The organism is Isoptericola sp. NPDC055881, assembly GCF_053615895.1.
In genome coordinates this window covers 33,090-50,941 of record NZ_JBSHCR010000029.1, presented here as the reverse complement: position 1 = coordinate 50,941, position 17,852 = coordinate 33,090, and the positions used below count along the sequence as shown (strand labels likewise).

Sequence of the window (17,852 nt, the reverse complement as noted above, 5' to 3'; positions counted from 1 at the left end):
GGGGGGGGGGGGGGGGGGGGGGGGGGCCCCCCCCCCCCCCCCCCGGCCGGGCCCGGCCCTCGTGGGGCCGGGCCAGGCCATCACGCGACCGCGACCCGAGAGGTGGGCCGGTGCCTGTTCGGGCCCCGGCCCACCTCTACCGGTCAGAGTCCGGCGCGGTGCTTGCGGACCCAGCCCGGCGGGATGCCCTGGGCCAGGGCCTGCCGCAGCAATTCCGCGAGCCGGTAGCCCTGGCCCGCGTGGTCCAGGGCGTCCTGGGCCGCGAGACCGTTGCCGGTCCACCAGGCCAGCAGCGCCCACAGGGTCCATGCGGGCGCGTTGTCGGGGACGTGCGCGACGATCTGGGCCAGGGCGTCGGCCCCGTCGTGGGCCGCGTGGCCCGGCTCGTGGGCCCGGTCCGGGTCCACGATTGCGGCGATGGCCCGGGCCACGGCGGCGCCGTCCTCGCGGCCCTCGGCGGTCGCGTTCACGACCTCGGGCGTGACCTCCGGGACCATCGACAGCAGCACCGCGTCACGCACGCGGGTGTTGGTGAGGCGGGCGGCCATCTCGCCGTAGATCTCCGGCCCGTCGAGCATCCCGGCCAGGATGAGCCGCCAGGTGGCGACGGCGTGGGCCGTCTGGTCCGCCTCGGTGGCCTGGTCCGCGTAGGCGTTGCTGGCCTCGGCCCGCGCGGCCCACGCGGCGGGCCGGGGCAGCAGGTCGGCCCGGGTCGCGTTGAGGTTGCGGCCCATCGCGACGGCGTGGGCCGCGACCGCGCTCGTCTCGATGTCGGCCAGGGGCCGGGCCGGTGCGTCGTCGACCAGCAGGTCCCGGTAGGTGGTCTGGTCGACGTGCGCGGCCTGCGCGACATCGACGGCCTGTCCGTGCAGCGCGCACGTCATTGCGCCGACGACGTCGGCGGCGAGGGCCTGGTCCTCGCCGTAGACGATGACCAGGGCGCGGTCGGCCCGGTCGTTCGCGGCGTGCACCGCGATCAGGTCGGCAGACTCCGGCGTGACGCTGTCGAGGTCGAGGCTCGCGACCATGCCGAGCGAGCCCGACGGTCGCAGCGCCCCGACGACAACGCTGTTCACGGGCCGGAAGCCGACCGTCAGCGCGATAGCGGCCAGCACGTCCGCGAGGCTCTTCGCCCGCAGTTCAGAGGTGGGGAACATCGGTGACCCTTCCGCCAGAGCCGAGGGTGGCCCGCCTGCCGCCGACCGTTTTTTCGCCCTCTCCTGGCGCCGTAATGACCGCCCGCATAAGCGGCCTGGAGTGCAAACCCCGGAACCGGCAGGAGGAGGAAGTTCTCGGGCGAATCAAGCGAGCTTGCGAGCGCGCCCGAGAAGTTCCGGGGGAATGCCGGCGGCGTAGCCGCGGGGCTTGCGCGGAGGGTCGCGCGGGCGATCATGGAGAGCCAGGAGAGGGCAACAACGCTCTTCCGCGCGTCAGCGCGGAACGACAGGGCCGCGTAGCGGCCGCCGTTCGGCGCCGGCCGAAGGTCGGCATCGGTTCGCGCCGCTCCCCCGCCGGCCGGCAACGCACCCCGGGCCAACGCTCGAGCTGGACCGCCCCCGCATGACGAGGCCCCGAAGCGATCGGCTCCGGGGCCTCGTCGGGCTTGGGTGTCAGTCGGTCTCGCTGCTCCAGCACAGCTCGACCGGGTTGGTCCACGCGATGTCGAGGACGTGGTCGCCGAGGACCTGCTCAATGCTGCTCATCTGCCGTTCTCCCTTCTGCCGTTCACACCTCGGGCGTGCGAGGCGTCCATCCCGTGAAGGCTTGCATTAGTTGCCTTCGCGCAGTCTCACGTTCCGATCGGCCGCCCAGTCCGGAACTGGCCGCTGGCGTTCTGCGGGAACTCCTCGCCGCTGTTGAACTCCTCTGCGAGTCGCTCGAGCTCGCGCCGGAGCGCTTCGTTCACGAGCGCCGTCATCGAGACATGCCCGCCGTCATAGCCGGCGGTCCGCAGCACGGCCGTCTCCGCTTGCCGTACGAGCTCTTCTCGGATCTGGAACGTGCGAGCGATCTTCAGCCCGCGCACGGCCGGCGGCACCGGACGTTCAGGTTTGCCCGCCGGCTTCCTCTCGGCTCGCTGCCTGGGCGCGGCGGGCTGAGCCGACTCTCGGTTGACGTCTGCGGTCGGCTGTGAGGTCAACGGTCCGGAGTCCACTGCGTCCCGTTCGGACGCCGGCGCCGTCTCGGGTGTGCCTGGGGTCCGGATCGCCTCAACGCGCGGCGTAAGGGAAATCTGGCTCGCCCCACCAGGACGCCGCCTCTGGGGGGCAGTCATGCCGTCACCGCCTCAGCCTGCGGCAGGAAGGTCCTGATGATGTGCGCGGCGACTTGGTCGTACAGACCGGCGGTCGTCCTGCCGCGCTCGTCGCCCCATGCGCTCAGGGACACCGCGGCAGAGTCAGCTTCGCTGAACCGGATCCATTCAGGGATGTGGGCGGGGGTGAGCTCGACCTCAACGTTCCCGGGGATCGTCTTGGTAGTCCGCAGGTCCCAGACCAGTTCTCCGAACCGTTCGACGAGCCCTTCGAGCTGGAAAGCATGCTCGGCCGTGTTCCGCTTTCGCGTCACGACCACTCCCCCGACGTGCAGGCCCGGGTTCCCCAGGTCCTCGGCGTGCGCGGCGACGAAATCTGCGACACGAATCGCCCCCTCGGGCCCGTCGTAGCCCAGGTCGGTCGCGATGATGACGGCGTCCGACGCTGCGAAGGCCATCTGAACGAGGTGCCCCAGGTCGGGCCGGGAATCGATCAGAACGACGTCGTAGTCGTCGCTCCACCCCGCCAGTGCCTTCTTCAGTCGGCGCACCGCCCCGACCGTTCCCGCCTCAGCTTCGCGGTTGATCAGGTCGAATCGCGCCGGCACCACGTCGATCTGCTCAGCCTCGCGCGTGGGGTTTCCGCTCTCGTCGACCCAACCGCACCCGATGAGCGCTCCGGCTGCGGCGCCCTCGACCCCTGCCGAAATCGCCTCTGACAGACTCGGGATGGGGTTCGCCGGATCCCACTCGATCCCGAGGCGCCGCGTCGCGTTGCCCTGGGGGTCGGAATCCACGACTGCGACTCTCATCCCCGCGCGCGCCAGTGCCGCTGCGGTCTGCACGGTCGTCGTGCTCTTCGCGACGCCACCCTTGTTGTTTGCGACGGTCAGGATCACTGTCATCCGGTACACACCTCCCACTGTTAATGCTTGCATTGCAAGACTTAGCTTCCAGGCGCCACGCCGAAAGGCGAGACGGACTCGGTAGAGAACCAAAGTAACACAAGCATTGCGTTCAATGCTTGTGTTGTGTTCCTTGTGTTGCTTGAAAGCGAACTGTTGTTTGGGTATGGCGCGCCGACCCCGGCCCTGGCAGGGCGCTCCATACTTGCAATGCAAGTGTTACAAGTCTTCCAATCCGTCCGTCTGGAAAGCCGGAGGGCGCGAGTGGCGCACCGCAGCGGCCCGTGCTGCCAGGAGCTGTAGGGACGTCGCGGCACACGCTGGGGGTGGCGACTCAAGCGCCCGTGGCCAGCGCGTCGGCGACTGTCCAGTCCGAACCTCTTGCGTCGTCCGGTGGTAGCCACCAGCCGGCGGTGTCGAGCCAGGCGAGGTCGGCGGGGTCGGGGGAGTGGTCGACGTCGCCGGGCTGGGCCTCGGGGTCGTGGCGGTGGAGGTAGGCGCGCCAGGCGATGCGGTGGCGGGCGTAGGTGCGGATCTGTGCGGCAACGACGTCGACGGCGCCGAGCAGCTCGGCGGCCGCGAGAAGCCTGTCTGGGTGCGCAACGAGATGGCCCGCGTCGTCACGGGAGACGAGTCCCCATGCGGCCAGCGCGTCGACGGCCTCGTGCACGGCCGAGCGGCTGATCCCGGTGGTTCGTGCGGCCTCGAGGACCGAGCGGGCGCGGCCGGCCTCCAGTGCCTCGAAGGTGAGGGCTGCGACGTGCCCGAGCGCGCGGAACGCCGGCCTGAGGGCGTGGAGCTTGCCGGCGTCCCAGCGCAGCTCGTCGGCCCGGTCCGCGAGGTCTGCGGGGATGGTGAGGGCGTACAGGTCGGCGTGTTCGCCGTGGGCGACTTCGATGCGGTCGCACCACCCGGCGGCCGCGGCAGCCTTCAGTGCGAGGGAGACGGTGGAGTGCTCCATGCCGGCCGCGATCGCCAGGGAGCGGGTGCCGACCGCGACGTACCGCGAGCCAGTGGAGTGCGCGAAGCCTCCGAGGGCCCGCAGCACGAACCTCACCGCGTATCCGGACCTGCCAGGGAACCGGTGCTGCTCGGTGGTCCGCAAGGCGGAGCGCCAGGTCCGGATGAAGCCGTGCTCGTCGACCGTCGTGGGATCCGCTGCAGGCCGGGGGGTGGCCCCCCCGTGTGACTCTGGGGCGCTTGTGTTCGATCTGCGGACAGTGTCGTTCTCGGGTGCTCGGTGGGTTCTGGCCTGCGGGTTCGTCTTCTGGGTGCGGGCGACGAGCGCGGCCGCGGCGGACCAGTCGCGGGTGATGCGGTGGCGCTGGGAGACGGGGGAGTGGTGTGCGTAGAGCGCGGCCAGGCCGGCCCAGCGGCCGTCCTCGATGCGGGCGACGACGTCGACCAGGCGCCAGCCGGCGCGGGCGGCGGCCGCCATCACCGCGGCGCGGGCCTCGGACGGGGTGGGGTAGCGCGCGACGTCGTAGATCCCCTCGCGGGCGATGCGCAGCACGGCACCGCGAACCTCGCCGGCCCGGCCTGCGGGCTCGGCGGGGGCCTGGTCGTCGACGTCGACGCCGCCGGCGAGCTCCAGGCGGCCGTCCGGGGGAGTGGCGCGGGCGCGCCATGCGGCGATCTGCGGGCGCAGCCGCACCCGGATGGCCTCGACGACGTCGGCGCCGTTCGGGCGCTGCAGGACGTCGTACGCGGCGCTGAGGGACATCGTGAGCTGCTGGTGCCCCCAGGTCTTGTGCAGGGCGCCCGGGGTTCGGATGCAGCCGGAGCGCACCGATCGGTGCGGGGAAGGGTCCAGGCACGGGAAGAGCAGCGCCAGGGCCTCGACGAGCTCGCGCGCGACGTCGAACGCGAGGCGGTCGGCCAGCGGCACGTACACATGGCGCCCGCCCGTGGGGCCGACGTCGGTCACGACGCGGGCACCACACTCGACAAGCCAGTGTTCGAGGTCGGCGGCCTCGGCCGCCGTGGCGTCGACGTCGTTGCCGGCGACATCGAGGTCCAGACACAGGGCGCGGCAGGTGCCGTCCAGCCCATACACGAGCACCGCGGCAGGCCCGGAGCGAGGAAGAAGCTTGGTCAGTGGCCGCTCGCCACGAGTGGGGTACTCGACCGTGAACTGACCGCCACGGCGGCCGCGAACACCGACCCGGACGCGCTCACGGCCCGCCAGGAGCCGCGCTGTCGCGGCCCACTGCTCGGCCGGCGACCCCGCCTCGGGGTGCGCCTCGCTCGGCGTGTCGCCAAGTTCTTGTGGGTGCCTGTCGGCTGATGCAGGTATGGTGGTCTCCAGACGAAAGACGCACGAGAGTGCGTCGAACCGGACCCATCACCTCCGCGCCGGCAAGCTTGAGGGTGAAGGGCTTCGGACTCCGGCCCGGCCCCCTCGGGGGCCGGGCCGCTCTGCGTTATGGGGTTAGGCGCTTCTGCGAGCGAACCCCTCCTGTCCCTGGGTGTGCGGAATCTCGAAGACACCCTGCGCGGCGTCGCCCTGGTCGGCGCTGGGCCACCACACCGGGCGTCCCTGCTCGTCGAGCTCGAGGTGCTTGCTGATCTCCGTCAGGACCACGGCGAGCGAGACGCCCGTCGCGTCGGCGATCGAGTCGTAGACCGCCTTCGCGTCATCCGGGACGCGCGCGTACAAGACGGACGTCGTCTCGGGATCGACCGACCCCCACGCCCTCCTAGCCCGCTTGCTCTTGGTCGTGGCCATGCCGCCGACCGTAGCGCTAGCACAAGCAGAAGCGCCCGACATCGGGCGGCGTGTCGCGGTAGTTGACCAGCGACGACGCGGCATGTCGGGCGGGAATGATGACCGAGGCACCCCGCTACTTTAGACGGCGGTCGCACACTTTGGCACGCGCTCTGACTGTGTCACGCGATGGCAGCGAGGATCGCGGCGTAACTGCCACCGAGTAGCAGCGCGCCGACAGGGGCGCCGGCGACCACCTGCGCGACGGTGTGCTCGCGCAGCTGCACGCGCGACCATGCGATGACTAGCACCAGGGGCGCGAGGCAGAGCGCGATACCCCACCCGAACTCGAGACCGGTGATCACCAGCATTCCCGCGGCGACGCCGCTGTGGAACGAGATCTTCCATACGAGGGTCACAAGGAAGAGCACTGCCTGGGTCGCGGTCGCTGCGCCGAGGAAGGCAGGGAGCTCTCTGGGAGCAGGGGAGAGGGCGAGCACCACGAGACCGGCTACGGCGAAGCTCACATTGGAGATGAGCGGGATGATGCGCTCTCGGCGCGTGGTGAGCATGCGATCGCGCCAGACGCCGCGGCGGACGCCGATGATGACCACGAGGTAGGGCAGCAGCGAGACGAACAGCGATCCCAGGAGAGCCCACCCCAGAGCTCCCTCACGTAGCCCGAGGGCGACGAGAATCAGGACGCCGAGGTTCGGCGGCGCCAGAACTTCGGTGATGGCCCGGGCGAGCCGGGTGCGCTGGTAGCCAGTCTCCGCACGCCGAGCGGCGCTCAGCTGTCGAAGCAGCGTGGTGGCTTCCGTGGCCGGGACGTCGTCGGGCAGATAGTGGGGCATCGTGTTGCCGTCCTCGTGGTGCCTGGTGATTGCTTCCCCGATCTCCACAACCCGCCGGTCAAGCCGCTCGGGAACATTGAGTGACGAGTGCGCGACGCGGGGGGTCCTCTGGTCACGGGTGAGGGCCCGATGAGCGGGACGAAGCCGTGCGAGCAGATACCGGTCGCGGAGGTGTAGGTCAGTCCAGGTCGCCGCGCCAGCGGCAATGAACCCGACCGCAAGGAGCGACGGAACCCCTTGGATCACAGCCTCGTACCGAAGGATCAGGGAGGCTGGGTCCGCGTTGGTGAGTACCAGGATCTTGGTGACGACGTAGATATCTCCCGCGGCCGCGCCGATGCCAAAGAAGACGAGCCCGCGGCGGCCGCGGGTCCAGGGTCCGGCGCGCCGGGCGTCACGAAATGCGAACACGACCACGGCCATGAGGAAAGCTCCATACGGGAGCAGGTAGGAGAGCCAGAAGCCCAGTGCGGGGAGTTCCCCACTGGCCGGACCGACCTCGAGGACACCCTGGCGATCAGGGCCCGTCTCGAGGAAGAACCCCATCATGCTGACGTAGGCAGCGAGGATGACCGCGACGGTCCCGACGGTGCTCCACCGTGGCGAGGGTTGTTCGCGTGCGAGTCTCGCCACGGTGTGAGCCGAGAGCGCAGCCACGGCGATCCCGATGCAGTCGCGCACGTAGACCTGAAGGCCGGAGATTCCCGATGCCTCGTCGATGAGCGGACCGACGAACGAGAGCTTGATGGTGAACATCGACACCAAGAGCAGGAGGATAAGCGCCAGGAGGCGAGAGCCGCCGCGTGCGACCCCGACTATCCGCACCGCCACAATGCCCCATAGCAGGACAACGGCCGGGAGCGTGAGGTTCTGCAGGAGGGTCACCGGTCAGCCCGGACGGTGAAGAAGTCGTCGATCCGGTCGCGGCGGTACCGCGCCGGCCGACGTCGGCGGGACTCAAGCAGCGTGCCCAGCAACTCAGCGCGCCGCTCCTGGGGGCCGTCGTCGTGTCGCCAGATGGACTCCACCGCTCCACTCGCCGCTGAGACAAGGAAGTCCTGCGGTTCGCGTCCGAGCAGGTTGGTCACATGTGTACGCGTCGCAGGGTGTGCGTCGTCCCAGTGAGGCACGTCGCCGAACACGATGTGCGCGGCCTCGTGCCCGAAGATCGTGTCCTCAGCTACGTCGACCTTGGGAATGATGGTGAGCCAGCCCTGGGGGAAGGGGAGGGTCAGCCCGGTCGCATTGGCGATCCCAGCACGGGACCAAAGCTCATGGCTGGGGCGCAGCACGCTGACCTCCCCGCCAGCGGCGGCGGCCGCGGCGGCCAGGAAGTCGTTGGGGGTCGCGTCCTCGGAGTGGAGCTCGGCGATGAGCTCCCGGCACGTCCGGGCGTCGCGTCCTCTTGCGCGCATTGCTGTTCACTCCCCGTGACCGATTCAGAACCGGTCAGTCCTGGTCCTGCTGGTCTTTCCTCAACTCGTGAACGAGATCCGCAAGGAGCTGGGAGGCGCGGTCGGAGATCTCTCCCGACCGCGCACGGATCTCGCCCGCGGCCTCAACCTGCGCCGAAGGGTCCGCCGCGGGGCGGTCCTCGAAGAAGTAGGTGATCGGCACCTCGAAGGCAGCGGCAAGGCCTCGTAGGACCCGAACGGTCGGGTTGGAGCGCCGCCCACTACGGATCTGCTGGATGGCGGCCGCGGAAATTTCGTATCCGTGCTCGCCGGCCCTAGCAGCGATGTCGTAGTTGCTATAGGGGCCTCGGTCTGCGGGGTGGCGCGTCTCGAACAGGCGATTCACTCGCTGAACGATGTCGTCCCCCATGGGGTCCCGACGGGGCACATGTACTCCAATCGTCAACCACCAACCTTAATACGCGCCGGTCGGCGCTGAAGAGTGGCGACACGTCCGCGTGCGTGCTATAAACATCATGTGATGTTTTGAGTACGTGCAGACGTTGCTGACACAGGCAACCACGCACGCGAGGCAGCTGCCTACTCGAGACGGCAGAGCGAGCGGTTGGGGAACCGATGGAGCACAAGAACTCTGGTGAGACGGCGGCGCCGTCCGTGTCGATCGTGCTCGACGAGCACGGTTGCGGGCAGGTGACGATCGGCGGCGCGACGGTGCCCGTCGAGGCCGAATCCCTCGGGGAGGGGCGTGCGGCCGCCATCCGTGCGGTGTCCCGCAGGGCGGACGAGCTCGGCTACTCCTTGTTGGTTTCAGCAACCACCCCGGAAGGCACCGTGACGTTGCGCGTGGGGGCGGACGGTTCCGTGACGGCCGACGGGCCGACTAATGCTCCTCGCCAGCCGGCGGGGAACCGAGACGGTGCGCCTCGCGTGACTCCCCCAACCGCGCCCGAGGCGCACCGTCTCAACTCTTCGACGATCGCCGACGGGGCAGAAGAGCCCGCCACGTCAACGATGCAGCTCGACAGCGCCGAGGTGACAGCGCAGACCACGCAGGATGCCGCTGCGACGATGGAGGGCGCCGGAGTGGATGGGCAGGCGCCGTGGGTCATCGCGCCGGCCACCCCGAGGCCGCGTCCCGCCAACGGAGACGAGACGTTGGTCGTGCCGGCAACCCTGGTTCCGACTCGAGGCGCGGCAGTCGCCGCGCGGGGCGACGTTGGCGCGCCGCCTGCGGTCACGACGGCACCGGCGAGCGGGCGGGTGCGCGCGTTCGCTGCCGTGGGGGTGGTCGCCGGCCTTGCCGCCGTGGTCGGCGGGCTGTTGGCCGCAGGCGCGGTGGTGATGGTCATCGGGGATGACCGTGCTCCGGCCGCTGCTGTTGAGCCGTCGCCGTCGGCATCAAGCCCTGTTGCGCCGACACCATCCGCATCACCCTCGCCCAGCCCCACGTCGTCAGCGACGGCGAAGCCCAAGGCTCCGGCCCCGCAGGTTGCGGGCCTCGCCGCGACCGCGGCGAAGGGCAAGAAGAAGGGAGTGGTGGTCGTGAACCTCACGGTGCGTGGCACCGGGAAGGTCCCGGTGGCCGTCCGGGTCGGCAACAAGAAGGACGAGTTCCAGGTCGACCTCGGCAAGGGCGACCGCCGACAGGTGACCCGCCAGGTGAAGGGGATCAAGGACAAGCGGGTGACCTGGACGGTCGCCGCGAAGGGCTCGCAGGTGTCGGGCCGCGTCACGGCGCGCTGACGGGGGAGGGGCTGAACGTGATGAGCATCAACGAAACTTCGGAGTCCTCCCGGGCCCTGCGCGCCGGTGTACGTCTCGCGCTCCTGGCCGGCGTTCTGACCACCGCGACCAGCTGCGCAGCAGACCAGCCCGCCGCTCAGCTCCCGACCGAGTCGAGCACGACCACGCAGTCGGCGCCGACGCCCCTGCCGACCCCTGAGCAGGCGAGCCCGTCGACCCCGGCCGACAGCGTTGACGAGGGGGACCAGCGGGCGGCCGTCGCGGCTGCCGAGGACGTCGTGTCGGCGCTGGTCTCGCACACGTCGTACGACGCCTGGTGGGCCGCCCTGTCCGAGCAGCTGACGCCGGCGGGGGAGATGGCCTTCGAGTACACCGACCCGGCGGTGATCCCGGCCCGCCGCGTCGTCGACGGAGCCACGCTGATCAGCGCGCCCGACGGGACGTCGGCGCGGGTGCAGGTGCCGACCGATGCGGCCCCGTACGTGGTGACGCTCATCCGTCAGGACGTGCACTCGCCGTGGCTCGCTGATCGGATCGAGCCGGTCGAGCGGGCGGTGCGTTGATGAAGGCCGCCGTCGGAGTGATCGCCGGTCTGCTGGTGATTCCGATCGTCATCGTGCTGCTTCTCGGCGACGACGGTGCGTGCGACCCCTCGGGCGCCACCGCCACGGGCGGTGTGGTGCCTGTGGCTGGCCTCAACGAGGGCGTGGTCGCGACCCTGCCGGGGCTGTCGTCGGTGCCCAAGGAGCGGAGCGAGCAGGTCGCGAACGCCGCGACGATCGTCGCGGTCGGGGCGAAGAAGGGCATGCCGATCAAGGGACAGACGATCGGAGTCGCCGTCGCGATGGGCGAGTCCAGCCTGATCAACGTCGGATTCGGTGACGACCGCTTCGGGGTGACGAACCCCGACGGCTCGCCCACCTGTTCGCTGGGTCTGTTCCAGCAGCAGTGGTGCCTCGGATCAACGTGGGGCACCAAGGAACAGGTCATGGATCCCCGGCATGCCGCCGGAGCGTTCTTCGACGCCCTCGCGCAGGTCGAGGGATGGCAGGACCTTCCGCCGACGATCGCTGCGCACCGCACGCAGCGCAACGCCGACCCCTACCACTACGAGAAGTATTGGGACGCAGCGGTGGCGCTCACCTCGGCGCTGACCGGGGTCGAGCTCGCGGATCTCGAGTCGGCCGCGCCGGCCGCGGGGGCGTGCGTCGTCGACGCGGCGGCCGGGACGGGCAAGGCCGGCGGCGCCATCGCGAAGAACGGCCCCGCTCCGTGGGGCGGGTACTCGAATGGTCGGATCCCGGAGTCTGCCCTGGCGCCCATTCCTTGGGCTCCAGGGGAGGCGGCGCGCAGCGACGCTGTCCAGGCACTGACCGGGCTCAACGCTCTGTTCCGTCAGCAGTTCGGCCGTGACCTGTCGATCACGGACTCGTACCGCTCGTACGAGCAACAGGTCGCCACCAAGGCTGCGAAGGGCTACCTGGCGGCCACGCCGGGCTACTCCAACCACGGGTGGGCGTTGGCGCTCGACCTGGGGGGCGGGATCAACGACTTCGGCACCGCCGAGTACGAGTGGATGAAGGCGCACGCGCCGGCCTTCGGGTGGGTTCATCCGCAGTGGGCCGAGCCGGGCGGGCGCAAGCCCGAGCCGTGGCACTGGGAGTTCGTGGGAGGTGGAGCAGATGCGCAAAGGGCGTAGCGCGGCAAGGAACCTTGAGCAGGACGGGTTCGACCCGGCCAAGGTTCCGCCGTTCCCGGTGCTTGGGCTGGAGCTGACGACAGAGGGCGCGGTCCTCCTCGAGGGAGCGCCGGTCGACGTCGACGGCGATGATCCTGCCGTTGTGGCGGGCGTCGGTGCCGTCGTGGCGTGGTTGGTGCTGCACGGGGTCTCGGCTGTGCGCGTGCGTTGCACGGCGCCCGGTGAGGACGGCCCGCACGTCGAGCTGATGGTCGTCGACGCCCAGGGCGGCACTCATGAGCTCGGGGACGCGACCGCGGCACGCAGGGGACCATCGCGGCGTGTGTTGCTGGGCGCGTCGGTGGTGCTGGCCGCAGTCGCGGTCGGCGTGCCGGCCGGGCTGGTTCTGGCGGCCCACGGCGGGGATGCAGGAGTGGACGCGCCCGTCGAGCAGGTCGTCAGCCCGGTGGGGGCCGGTGCGAACCTGCCGGTTCCGCCGCCCCCTGGCTTCTCGACGGTGGCGACGTGGTCTGTACCGGTCGCCGACGGCCTGCAGTCGTTCGTGCTCGATGCGGACACGATCGTGGTTCCGGCCGCGGACGGGACGTGGACCGCCCGGCGGGCCGAGGACGGCGCCGTGGAGTGGATCGCGAAGGGTGCGTACGAGCAGGCTGCCCCTTCGCGTGTGCAGGGCCGTCCGGTTCTTGCCGCGACGAGCGGCGGCGACCTCCAGGCGTGGGCTCTGGACCTTCCGGGGCAGTCGGAGATCGATCCCGTTGACGTGCCCCTGCCTGCGCAGTCGTCGGTGAAGGTCGATCCGATGGGCGTCCTGGTCGACCTTGGTGACCAGACCGTCATGGTTGATGGTCCGGACGGGTTCGTGCGCCGTGACGTGCCCGTGGGGGCGACCCCGGTCGCGGCCACGTCGCGCGGGGTGATCGCCGTCTCGGCCTCGGGCGTGGTGGTGGTGCCGGCTGAGGGCGACCCGCACACGGTGTCGTTCGCGTCGCCGGCCGGAGCGGTTGGGCCCGCGGTCTCGTGGACGGGGATCGACGACGACCACGTGCTCGGCGTTTGGGACACCGCTGATCCGGGCCGCGCGGTCGCGGCCCTCGTCCGCGTCAGCGACGGGACCAGCAGGGCCACCGCGGTCGTTCCGAGCGACGCTCTCGGCAATGAGCCGAGGGCGATCCACGATCCGGTGGCAGGCGCGGTCGTGGTGGGCGACCTCTACGTCTCGCCAGGACGCGACGCGATCGCGGACCTCGGCGCCGGCGCCACGAGCGAGCTTGGCGGCACGGCGGGTGCGTTTGAGCCCACGGCTGTCCTGGGGTCGGCGGTGTTCGGGATGACCACTGCTGTTGCGGTGCGCGTCGATGTTCCGACCGTCGGCGACGAGTCGCCGGCGTGGGTCGCGTTCTCGAGCGACCCCGACCTCGAGCAGGCGTCTCCCGACGCAGTCATTCAAGGTGCGGCGTTCGTCGCCGCGGACAAGGTCGACGAGCGAGTGCTGTACGCCCTCGCTCGCACGGAGGAGCAGCGATGAGCAACAACCCGTTCCTCGTCTCGCCGGCGCGCACGCGGCGTGAGGCACAGGCACTGATGGAGGCCGACCCGCTCTGGGACGACCAAGCGTCCGGCGGGGGTGGCGATGTCGCGGTTGTCGGGCCGGCCACGCCCGAGCTCGTGGGGCCGGTCGACACCGAGAACCTCGAGGACTGGCCGACGACCGTGCTGAACGACGTGCCGGACCTGTGCGTCATGGGCCTGCACGGTGGCGCCGGCGCCAGCACGCTGCTGCAGCTCCTTTCTCCGGCCGACGAGGGTGCCGGAGCAGGCCCGACCCGCACCGTCGGTGAGGCCGGGCGTGAGTGGCCGGTGGCGAACGCGTGGCTGGCGCCGGCACCGATGGTGCGGGTGGTCGCCGTCGCGCGCACCCACCACCGCGGCCTCGACCAGGCGGATCGTCTGGCGCGCCTGTGGGCTGCTGGCCGGTTGCCCGGCGCAGAGCTTGTCGGCCTGGTCCTCGTCGACGACGGACCGCGCCTCACCAAGGCCCAGGCGCAGGCGGTACGACGTCTGGCTCGGATGACGCCCCGCGGCTGGCACCTGCCGTGGGCCGAACGGTGGCGGTGGGAGTCGCCATCACCCAGCACGTGCGGGTTGCGGGTCCGCCGCATCGCCGCCTCGATCCTCGCCGCCGCGGCGGGAGACACGAAGGGAACGAACCGATGACTAACACGACGACGCTGGGGTACCAGGTGGTGGGCCGCCTGGCTGAGCGGGGCGTGCTGCCCAACCCGACCCCGGAGCAGCCCCCGGGCACCGAGGGGATCAACACGATCCTGAACTGGCTGTCGTGGGGCGTGATGATCCTCGGCCTGGCGGGGTTCCTCGCCTCGGCCGGCTACCTCGCGTTCGCGGCCTTCACCGGCCGCGAGATCCAGGGGTTCAAGGGCCTCGCCATCGCGATCATCGTGTGCATCCTGGCGACTGCGGCCGGCGGAATCATCCAGATCTTCGTCTGACCGATGACGGGGTGGGCCAGAAGTGCTGGCCCACCCGCACCCTCTACGGAAGGAGCGCCGCACGATGAGCGGTGAGACGAACGAGCAGGCCACCACACCGTTCAACAAGTGGTGGTGGATCTCGGGCGGATTCCTGCTCGCGATCGTGGTCGCGGGCATCGTGGTCGTGGTCGCGGCACCGAGCGACGAGCCCGCCCCCGCGGCACCGGAAGCGGCGGCGAGCACGGGCGCTCCGCAGACGAGCAACCCGATTGCCGGATGCGACCTCGCGGCCGACGACGTCGTACCGACCGAGGCCCCGGAGACGGAGTGGGTGTCCCACGAGACACTCCTCGTCCCGGCGTCGAGTCAGTTCGGCCCCGTCGGCGGCCCGGAGGCGATGCAGGACGCGGGCTGGGGCTGCTTCGCCCACTCACCGACCGGAGCGCTGTTCGCATCCGCGAACTTCGTTGACGGCGTGACGAGCACCCGGTTCGCCGAGTTCGTCGAGGTGGCGGCCGTGCAGAACGAGGCCGCCGACGCCTGGGTTGCCGATCACACCGCGGCCGACTTCGGCCGCACGCCCGGCCGGGTCGCGCAGCTGGCCGGCTTCCAGTTCGGCTCGGTTGAGCCGGACCGGGTCACGGTTCGCCTGCTGTTCTCGGACGGCACCAACAACGCCGTGTCGTCCGCGTCGATGGTCTGGGACGCAGACGCCGGGACGTGGCTTGGTGACCTCTCGACGCCGGTGGAGCCGCAGCTTGTCGACGCACCGTCCGGCTTCACGACCTGGGGAGGCGTGTGATGGCTGATTGCGGGACCTGGGACCTCGGGTGCAAGGCGGGAGCGGTCGTCGAAGGAGCCGCTACGTCCGCGGTGAACGCGGTCGTCGAATCCCTCGCCAAGGCGACTTCTGAGCTGCTGAAGTGGCTCAACACATTCTGGATGAACGTGCCGACGCCGGACGTCCAGAGCGGCCCATCTGCCGACATTGAGTCGTACCTGTCGTGGTACACGATCGTTTTCGCGGTCGCGGGCATCCTGGTCGGGCTGGGACGTATGGCAATCAGCCGCGAGTTCCGCGACGGCGTCGGCGGCATCACGATGCTGGCGCGGCTCATCTTCGTCACCGGTGCGCTCGGCACCGGCGTCACGTTCGCCCTGGTAGCGGGCGACGCTTTCGCGGTGTGGATCGTGGAGAAGGCCACCGGCGAGCAGTTCACGATGAACGCGGTCATCACCTCGGGCATCCTCACCGGTGTGGGCCCGGGGCCAGGGCTCGTCCTGGCGCTCTTCGCCTTCCTCGGCGCGTGCGCGAACGTCGGCTTCATGGTGTTGCGCGGCGCGCTGCTCTACCTGCTGTTCTCGTTCATGCCCACCCTCGCCGCCTCCTCGAACACCGAGTCGGGCAAGCAGGCGTGGCGGAAAGCCGTCGCCTGGCTGATTGCGCTGGTGCTGTTCAAGCCGGTTGCAGGCGTCATCTATGCGATCGGCATCCTGGTGGTGAAGAACCCGCCGAAGTCGATCGACGTGAGCGGGCTGGGCGGCGAGCTCTACGGCGCGATCCTCGGCGTCGTCATCCTGATTTGCGCCGCTCTCGCGCTGCCCGCGCTCATCAAGTTCATCGCACCGATCGCCGCCACCGGCACGTCGGGCGTGTTCTCCGGCGCGGGCGCGCTGGCGGCCGTCGTCGCGTCGGGCGCAGCGGTGGTCTCGCTGGGGGGCACGGCGGCGGCCGCCGGCGCCGGCGCGACTGCCGGCGGCATGGGCGGTACGAGCGGAGTCGCGATGAGCGGTGGCGCCGCAGGCGGGGCCGGCGGCAGCGTCGCTGGCGGCGGTTCGCCGGCTGGGGGCGGCGCCGGAGGGTCTGGTGCCGGTTCTGGCGGCTCGGGGAGTGGCGCCGGTACGGCGGGTGGGCACGGCTCCCAAGAGGGCGGCCCCGGCCGCCCGGTCGATGTCCGACGCGGGTCGGGTAGCGGGCCCGCCGGCGGCACTGCCCCCGAGAAGGGTGGGGGCGGCGAAGCGGCGCCCGCCGGGGGAGGCCGGAGCGACGGCACATCCCCCGCGAACGGTGGCGGCTCGGGCCCGGGCAGCACACCCGATTCAGGCGGCGGCGCGTCAGGAGCCCCGGCATCAAGCGGGCCCCAAGGAACCGGGACGACGGCCTCGAGCGGCGCGGGGGCCTCGAACGGTTCGGCACCGGGCATCACTCGGAACGTGGCAGACGTGGCAGGTGGCGCAGCGCGCGGCTTCGCGCAGGCGACTGACGAAGTAGGAGGGCAGGACTGATGGCGAGCGAGAGCGTGGGCATGGTGACCTACGGCAACGCGATGGACACCCGTAGAGGTGGCCTGTGGGGCATCCCCATGGGCGTGACTCTCGCGGGGATCCCCGTCGTGGTCTTGGCCGTTGTGCTGATGGTCGTTCAGCTGTGGTGGTGGGTGCTGGCCGTCATCGGCGTGTCGGTCGTCCTGCTGGCCCTGCTGATGTTCACCCGGCAGGGCAGGACGGTCTACCAGCGCCGGGCCATCCGTTCGGCGCACCGGCGTGCGACCCGCCGCGGTCACACCGTGGCGGTCGGTGGGCCGGCCGGGAAGCAGCCCGGTGGCACCTACCAGCTCCCGGGGCTCATGGCACCGTCGGAGCTGAGCGAACACGTCGACCCCTACGGTCGTCCGTTCGCGCTTCTGGCATTGCACTCGGCCCGGCACTACACGGTCGTGATCGACACTCACCCGGACGGCGACGCTCTCGTGGACCAGGCCCGGATCGACTCCCAGGTCGCGCACTGGGGTGCGTGGCTAGCCCAGCTCGGCGTCGAGGACGGCATCGTGGGCGCCTCGGTGACGGTGGAGACGGCGCCGGACTCCGGCGTCCGCTTGCGGAACATGGCGGACGCGAAGCGAGACAAGGAGTCCCCCTCGTTCGCTCGCGAGGTCGCCGCTGCTGTCGTCGACGAACTCGCGACAGGGTCGCCGGTCGTGTCCACGAAGATCGCGGTCACCTTCAACGGGGCCGACGGACGTGGGGGAGATCGCGGCACCGCCGCGATGGCCGAGGAGATCGGCAACCGACTGCCCGAGCTGTTGGCCGGGCTGCGCGACACCGGAGCGTCGACGGCGGTCCGGGCCTGCCGGGCAGCGGACATCGTCGACTCCACGCGCACGGCGTACGACCCCACTGTGGCTGTGCAGATCGAGCGGGCCCGCTCGCAGAACGGCACCGGGCTCACCTGGGCAGAGGCTGGCCCCGCGTTCGCGGAGGACCAGATCGACCAGTACTTCCATGACCGGGCGGTGTCGCGGTCGTGGCAGATGTGGCGGCCGCCGACGGGCGTCTTCTACTCCTCGGTGCTGCGCCGGCTCCAGGCCCCGACCAAGGACGTGCTCCGCAAGCGGGTCACGATGCTCTACCGACCCATCCCGGCGGGTGACGCGGGGGCCGTGATCGAGTCGGAGATCAACAACGCAACCTGGACCGGCTCGCAGAAGCAGCGTCCGTCGGCGCGTGCGAAGGCACGCCTCGCATACGCGCAGAAGGCTGCCCAGGAGGAGGCTCAGGGCGCTGGGCTGCTGCGGTTCGGGATGATCGTCACGGTCACCTGCTCGAGCACTGACATGCTCCCCAAGCTCGACAAGGTCATCCCGTCGCTGGGGAACCAGGCGAAGCTGAAGCTGCGCCCCGCGCTCGGAAACCAGGCGGTCACCTTCCAGGCGGGCCTCCCGCTCGGGGTGGTGCTGCCCGAGCACTCCCTGGTGCCTACGGCGATGCGGGACTACCTGTGATCCG

General features: G+C 70.7%; 17 protein-coding genes. 9 read left to right on the top strand and 8 right to left on the bottom strand.

What is annotated here, in order from left to right; genetic code table 11:
- Window positions 1-143: 143 nt before the first annotated feature.
- From ACWGKI_RS10950 to ACWGKI_RS10915, 8 genes are all read right to left on the bottom strand, one after another.
- A complete protein-coding gene (locus tag ACWGKI_RS10950; protein WP_452186910.1) occupies window positions 144-1,157 on the bottom strand; it encodes a DUF4192 family protein in 1,014 nt (337 codons plus the stop codon).
- A 632-nt stretch (window positions 1,158-1,789) separates the two neighbouring features.
- Entirely contained in the window at window positions 1,790-2,026 is a 237-nt protein-coding gene (locus ACWGKI_RS10945; RefSeq protein WP_430557775.1) for a hypothetical protein, read from the bottom strand.
- A gap of 245 nt (window positions 2,027-2,271) precedes the next feature.
- Window positions 2,272-3,159, bottom strand: coding sequence for a ParA family protein (locus ACWGKI_RS10940; RefSeq protein WP_430557774.1), 888 nt, complete (start codon window positions 3,157-3,159; stop codon window positions 2,272-2,274).
- A 334-nt stretch (window positions 3,160-3,493) separates the two neighbouring features.
- Window positions 3,494-5,221, bottom strand: coding sequence for a helix-turn-helix domain-containing protein (locus ACWGKI_RS10935; protein WP_452186907.1), 1,728 nt, complete (start codon window positions 5,219-5,221; stop codon window positions 3,494-3,496).
- A gap of 369 nt (window positions 5,222-5,590) precedes the next feature.
- Window positions 5,591-5,887: a hypothetical protein gene (locus ACWGKI_RS10930; RefSeq protein WP_430557772.1), complete on the bottom strand. Its 297-nt coding sequence runs from the start codon at window positions 5,885-5,887 to the stop codon at window positions 5,591-5,593.
- Between the two features lie 161 nt (window positions 5,888-6,048).
- Complete coding sequence (locus tag ACWGKI_RS10925) at window positions 6,049-7,605, bottom strand: hypothetical protein (RefSeq protein ID WP_452186905.1); 1,557 nt, start codon at window positions 7,603-7,605, stop codon at window positions 6,049-6,051.
- Window positions 7,602-8,012: a hypothetical protein gene (locus ACWGKI_RS10920; RefSeq protein ID WP_452186903.1), complete on the bottom strand. Its 411-nt coding sequence runs from the start codon at window positions 8,010-8,012 to the stop codon at window positions 7,602-7,604. The genes ACWGKI_RS10925 and ACWGKI_RS10920 overlap by 4 nt, the downstream gene beginning before the upstream one ends.
- A gap of 157 nt (window positions 8,013-8,169) precedes the next feature.
- Window positions 8,170-8,520 carry a helix-turn-helix domain-containing protein gene (locus ACWGKI_RS10915; RefSeq protein ID WP_430557769.1) on the bottom strand — a complete coding sequence of 117 codons (351 nt, stop codon included), beginning with the start codon at window positions 8,518-8,520 and terminating at the stop codon, window positions 8,170-8,172.
- A gap of 230 nt (window positions 8,521-8,750) precedes the next feature.
- Between ACWGKI_RS10915 and ACWGKI_RS10910 the strand changes: the two genes are divergently transcribed.
- The 9 genes from ACWGKI_RS10910 to ACWGKI_RS10870 all read left to right on the top strand — a co-directional run bounded on the left by ACWGKI_RS10910 (window position 8,751) and on the right by ACWGKI_RS10870 (window position 17,848).
- Complete coding sequence (locus ACWGKI_RS10910) at window positions 8,751-9,878, top strand: hypothetical protein (RefSeq protein ID WP_452186901.1); 1,128 nt, start codon at window positions 8,751-8,753, stop codon at window positions 9,876-9,878.
- Window positions 9,879-9,898: 20 nt separating this feature from the next.
- Window positions 9,899-10,441 carry a hypothetical protein gene (locus tag ACWGKI_RS10905; RefSeq protein ID WP_452186899.1) on the top strand — a complete coding sequence of 181 codons (543 nt, stop codon included), beginning with the start codon at window positions 9,899-9,901 and terminating at the stop codon, window positions 10,439-10,441.
- Window positions 10,441-11,577 carry a M15 family metallopeptidase gene (locus ACWGKI_RS10900; protein WP_452186897.1) on the top strand — a complete coding sequence of 379 codons (1,137 nt, stop codon included), beginning with the start codon at window positions 10,441-10,443 and terminating at the stop codon, window positions 11,575-11,577. The genes ACWGKI_RS10905 and ACWGKI_RS10900 overlap by 1 nt, the downstream gene beginning before the upstream one ends.
- Entirely contained in the window at window positions 11,552-13,102 is a 1,551-nt protein-coding gene (locus ACWGKI_RS10895) for a hypothetical protein (RefSeq protein ID WP_452186895.1), read from the top strand. Before ACWGKI_RS10900 ends, ACWGKI_RS10895 begins: the two co-directional genes overlap by 26 nt.
- Window positions 13,099-13,791, top strand: a complete 693-nt coding sequence (locus ACWGKI_RS10890) for a DUF6668 family protein (RefSeq protein WP_452186893.1) — start codon at window positions 13,099-13,101, stop codon at window positions 13,789-13,791. Before ACWGKI_RS10895 ends, ACWGKI_RS10890 begins: the two co-directional genes overlap by 4 nt.
- Window positions 13,788-14,084, top strand: coding sequence for a hypothetical protein (locus ACWGKI_RS10885; protein WP_430557763.1), 297 nt, complete (start codon window positions 13,788-13,790; stop codon window positions 14,082-14,084). The genes ACWGKI_RS10890 and ACWGKI_RS10885 overlap by 4 nt, the downstream gene beginning before the upstream one ends.
- Window positions 14,085-14,148: 64 nt before the next feature.
- A complete protein-coding gene (locus ACWGKI_RS10880) occupies window positions 14,149-14,868 on the top strand; it encodes a hypothetical protein (RefSeq protein WP_452186891.1) in 720 nt (239 codons plus the stop codon).
- A 71-nt stretch (window positions 14,869-14,939) separates the two neighbouring features.
- Window positions 14,940-16,352 carry a hypothetical protein gene (locus tag ACWGKI_RS10875; RefSeq protein WP_452186889.1) on the top strand — a complete coding sequence of 471 codons (1,413 nt, stop codon included), beginning with the start codon at window positions 14,940-14,942 and terminating at the stop codon, window positions 16,350-16,352.
- Complete coding sequence (locus ACWGKI_RS10870) at window positions 16,352-17,848, top strand: SCO6880 family protein (protein ID WP_452186887.1); 1,497 nt, start codon at window positions 16,352-16,354, stop codon at window positions 17,846-17,848. The genes ACWGKI_RS10875 and ACWGKI_RS10870 overlap by 1 nt, the downstream gene beginning before the upstream one ends.
- Window positions 17,849-17,852: the final 4 nt, after the last annotated feature.

Excerpts from the sequence above, each read along its gene's own strand:
- ACWGKI_RS10950 (WP_452186910.1), bottom strand. The coding sequence starts at position 1,157 with ATGTTCCCCACCTCTGAACTGCGGGCGAAGAGCCTCGCGGACGTGCTG.
- ACWGKI_RS10940 (WP_430557774.1), bottom strand. The coding sequence starts at position 3,159 with ATGACAGTGATCCTGACCGTCGCAAACAACAAGGGTGGCGTCGCGAAG.
- ACWGKI_RS10930 (WP_430557772.1), bottom strand. The coding sequence starts at position 5,887 with ATGGCCACGACCAAGAGCAAGCGGGCTAGGAGGGCGTGGGGGTCGGTC.
- ACWGKI_RS10910 (WP_452186901.1), top strand. The coding sequence starts at position 8,751 with ATGGAGCACAAGAACTCTGGTGAGACGGCGGCGCCGTCCGTGTCGATC.
- ACWGKI_RS10905 (WP_452186899.1), top strand. The coding sequence starts at position 9,899 with ATGAGCATCAACGAAACTTCGGAGTCCTCCCGGGCCCTGCGCGCCGGT.
- ACWGKI_RS10900 (WP_452186897.1), top strand. The coding sequence starts at position 10,441 with ATGAAGGCCGCCGTCGGAGTGATCGCCGGTCTGCTGGTGATTCCGATC.
- ACWGKI_RS10890 (WP_452186893.1), top strand. The coding sequence starts at position 13,099 with ATGAGCAACAACCCGTTCCTCGTCTCGCCGGCGCGCACGCGGCGTGAG.
- ACWGKI_RS10885 (WP_430557763.1), top strand. The coding sequence starts at position 13,788 with ATGACTAACACGACGACGCTGGGGTACCAGGTGGTGGGCCGCCTGGCT.
- ACWGKI_RS10880 (WP_452186891.1), top strand. The coding sequence starts at position 14,149 with ATGAGCGGTGAGACGAACGAGCAGGCCACCACACCGTTCAACAAGTGG.
- ACWGKI_RS10870 (WP_452186887.1), top strand. The coding sequence starts at position 16,352 with ATGGCGAGCGAGAGCGTGGGCATGGTGACCTACGGCAACGCGATGGAC.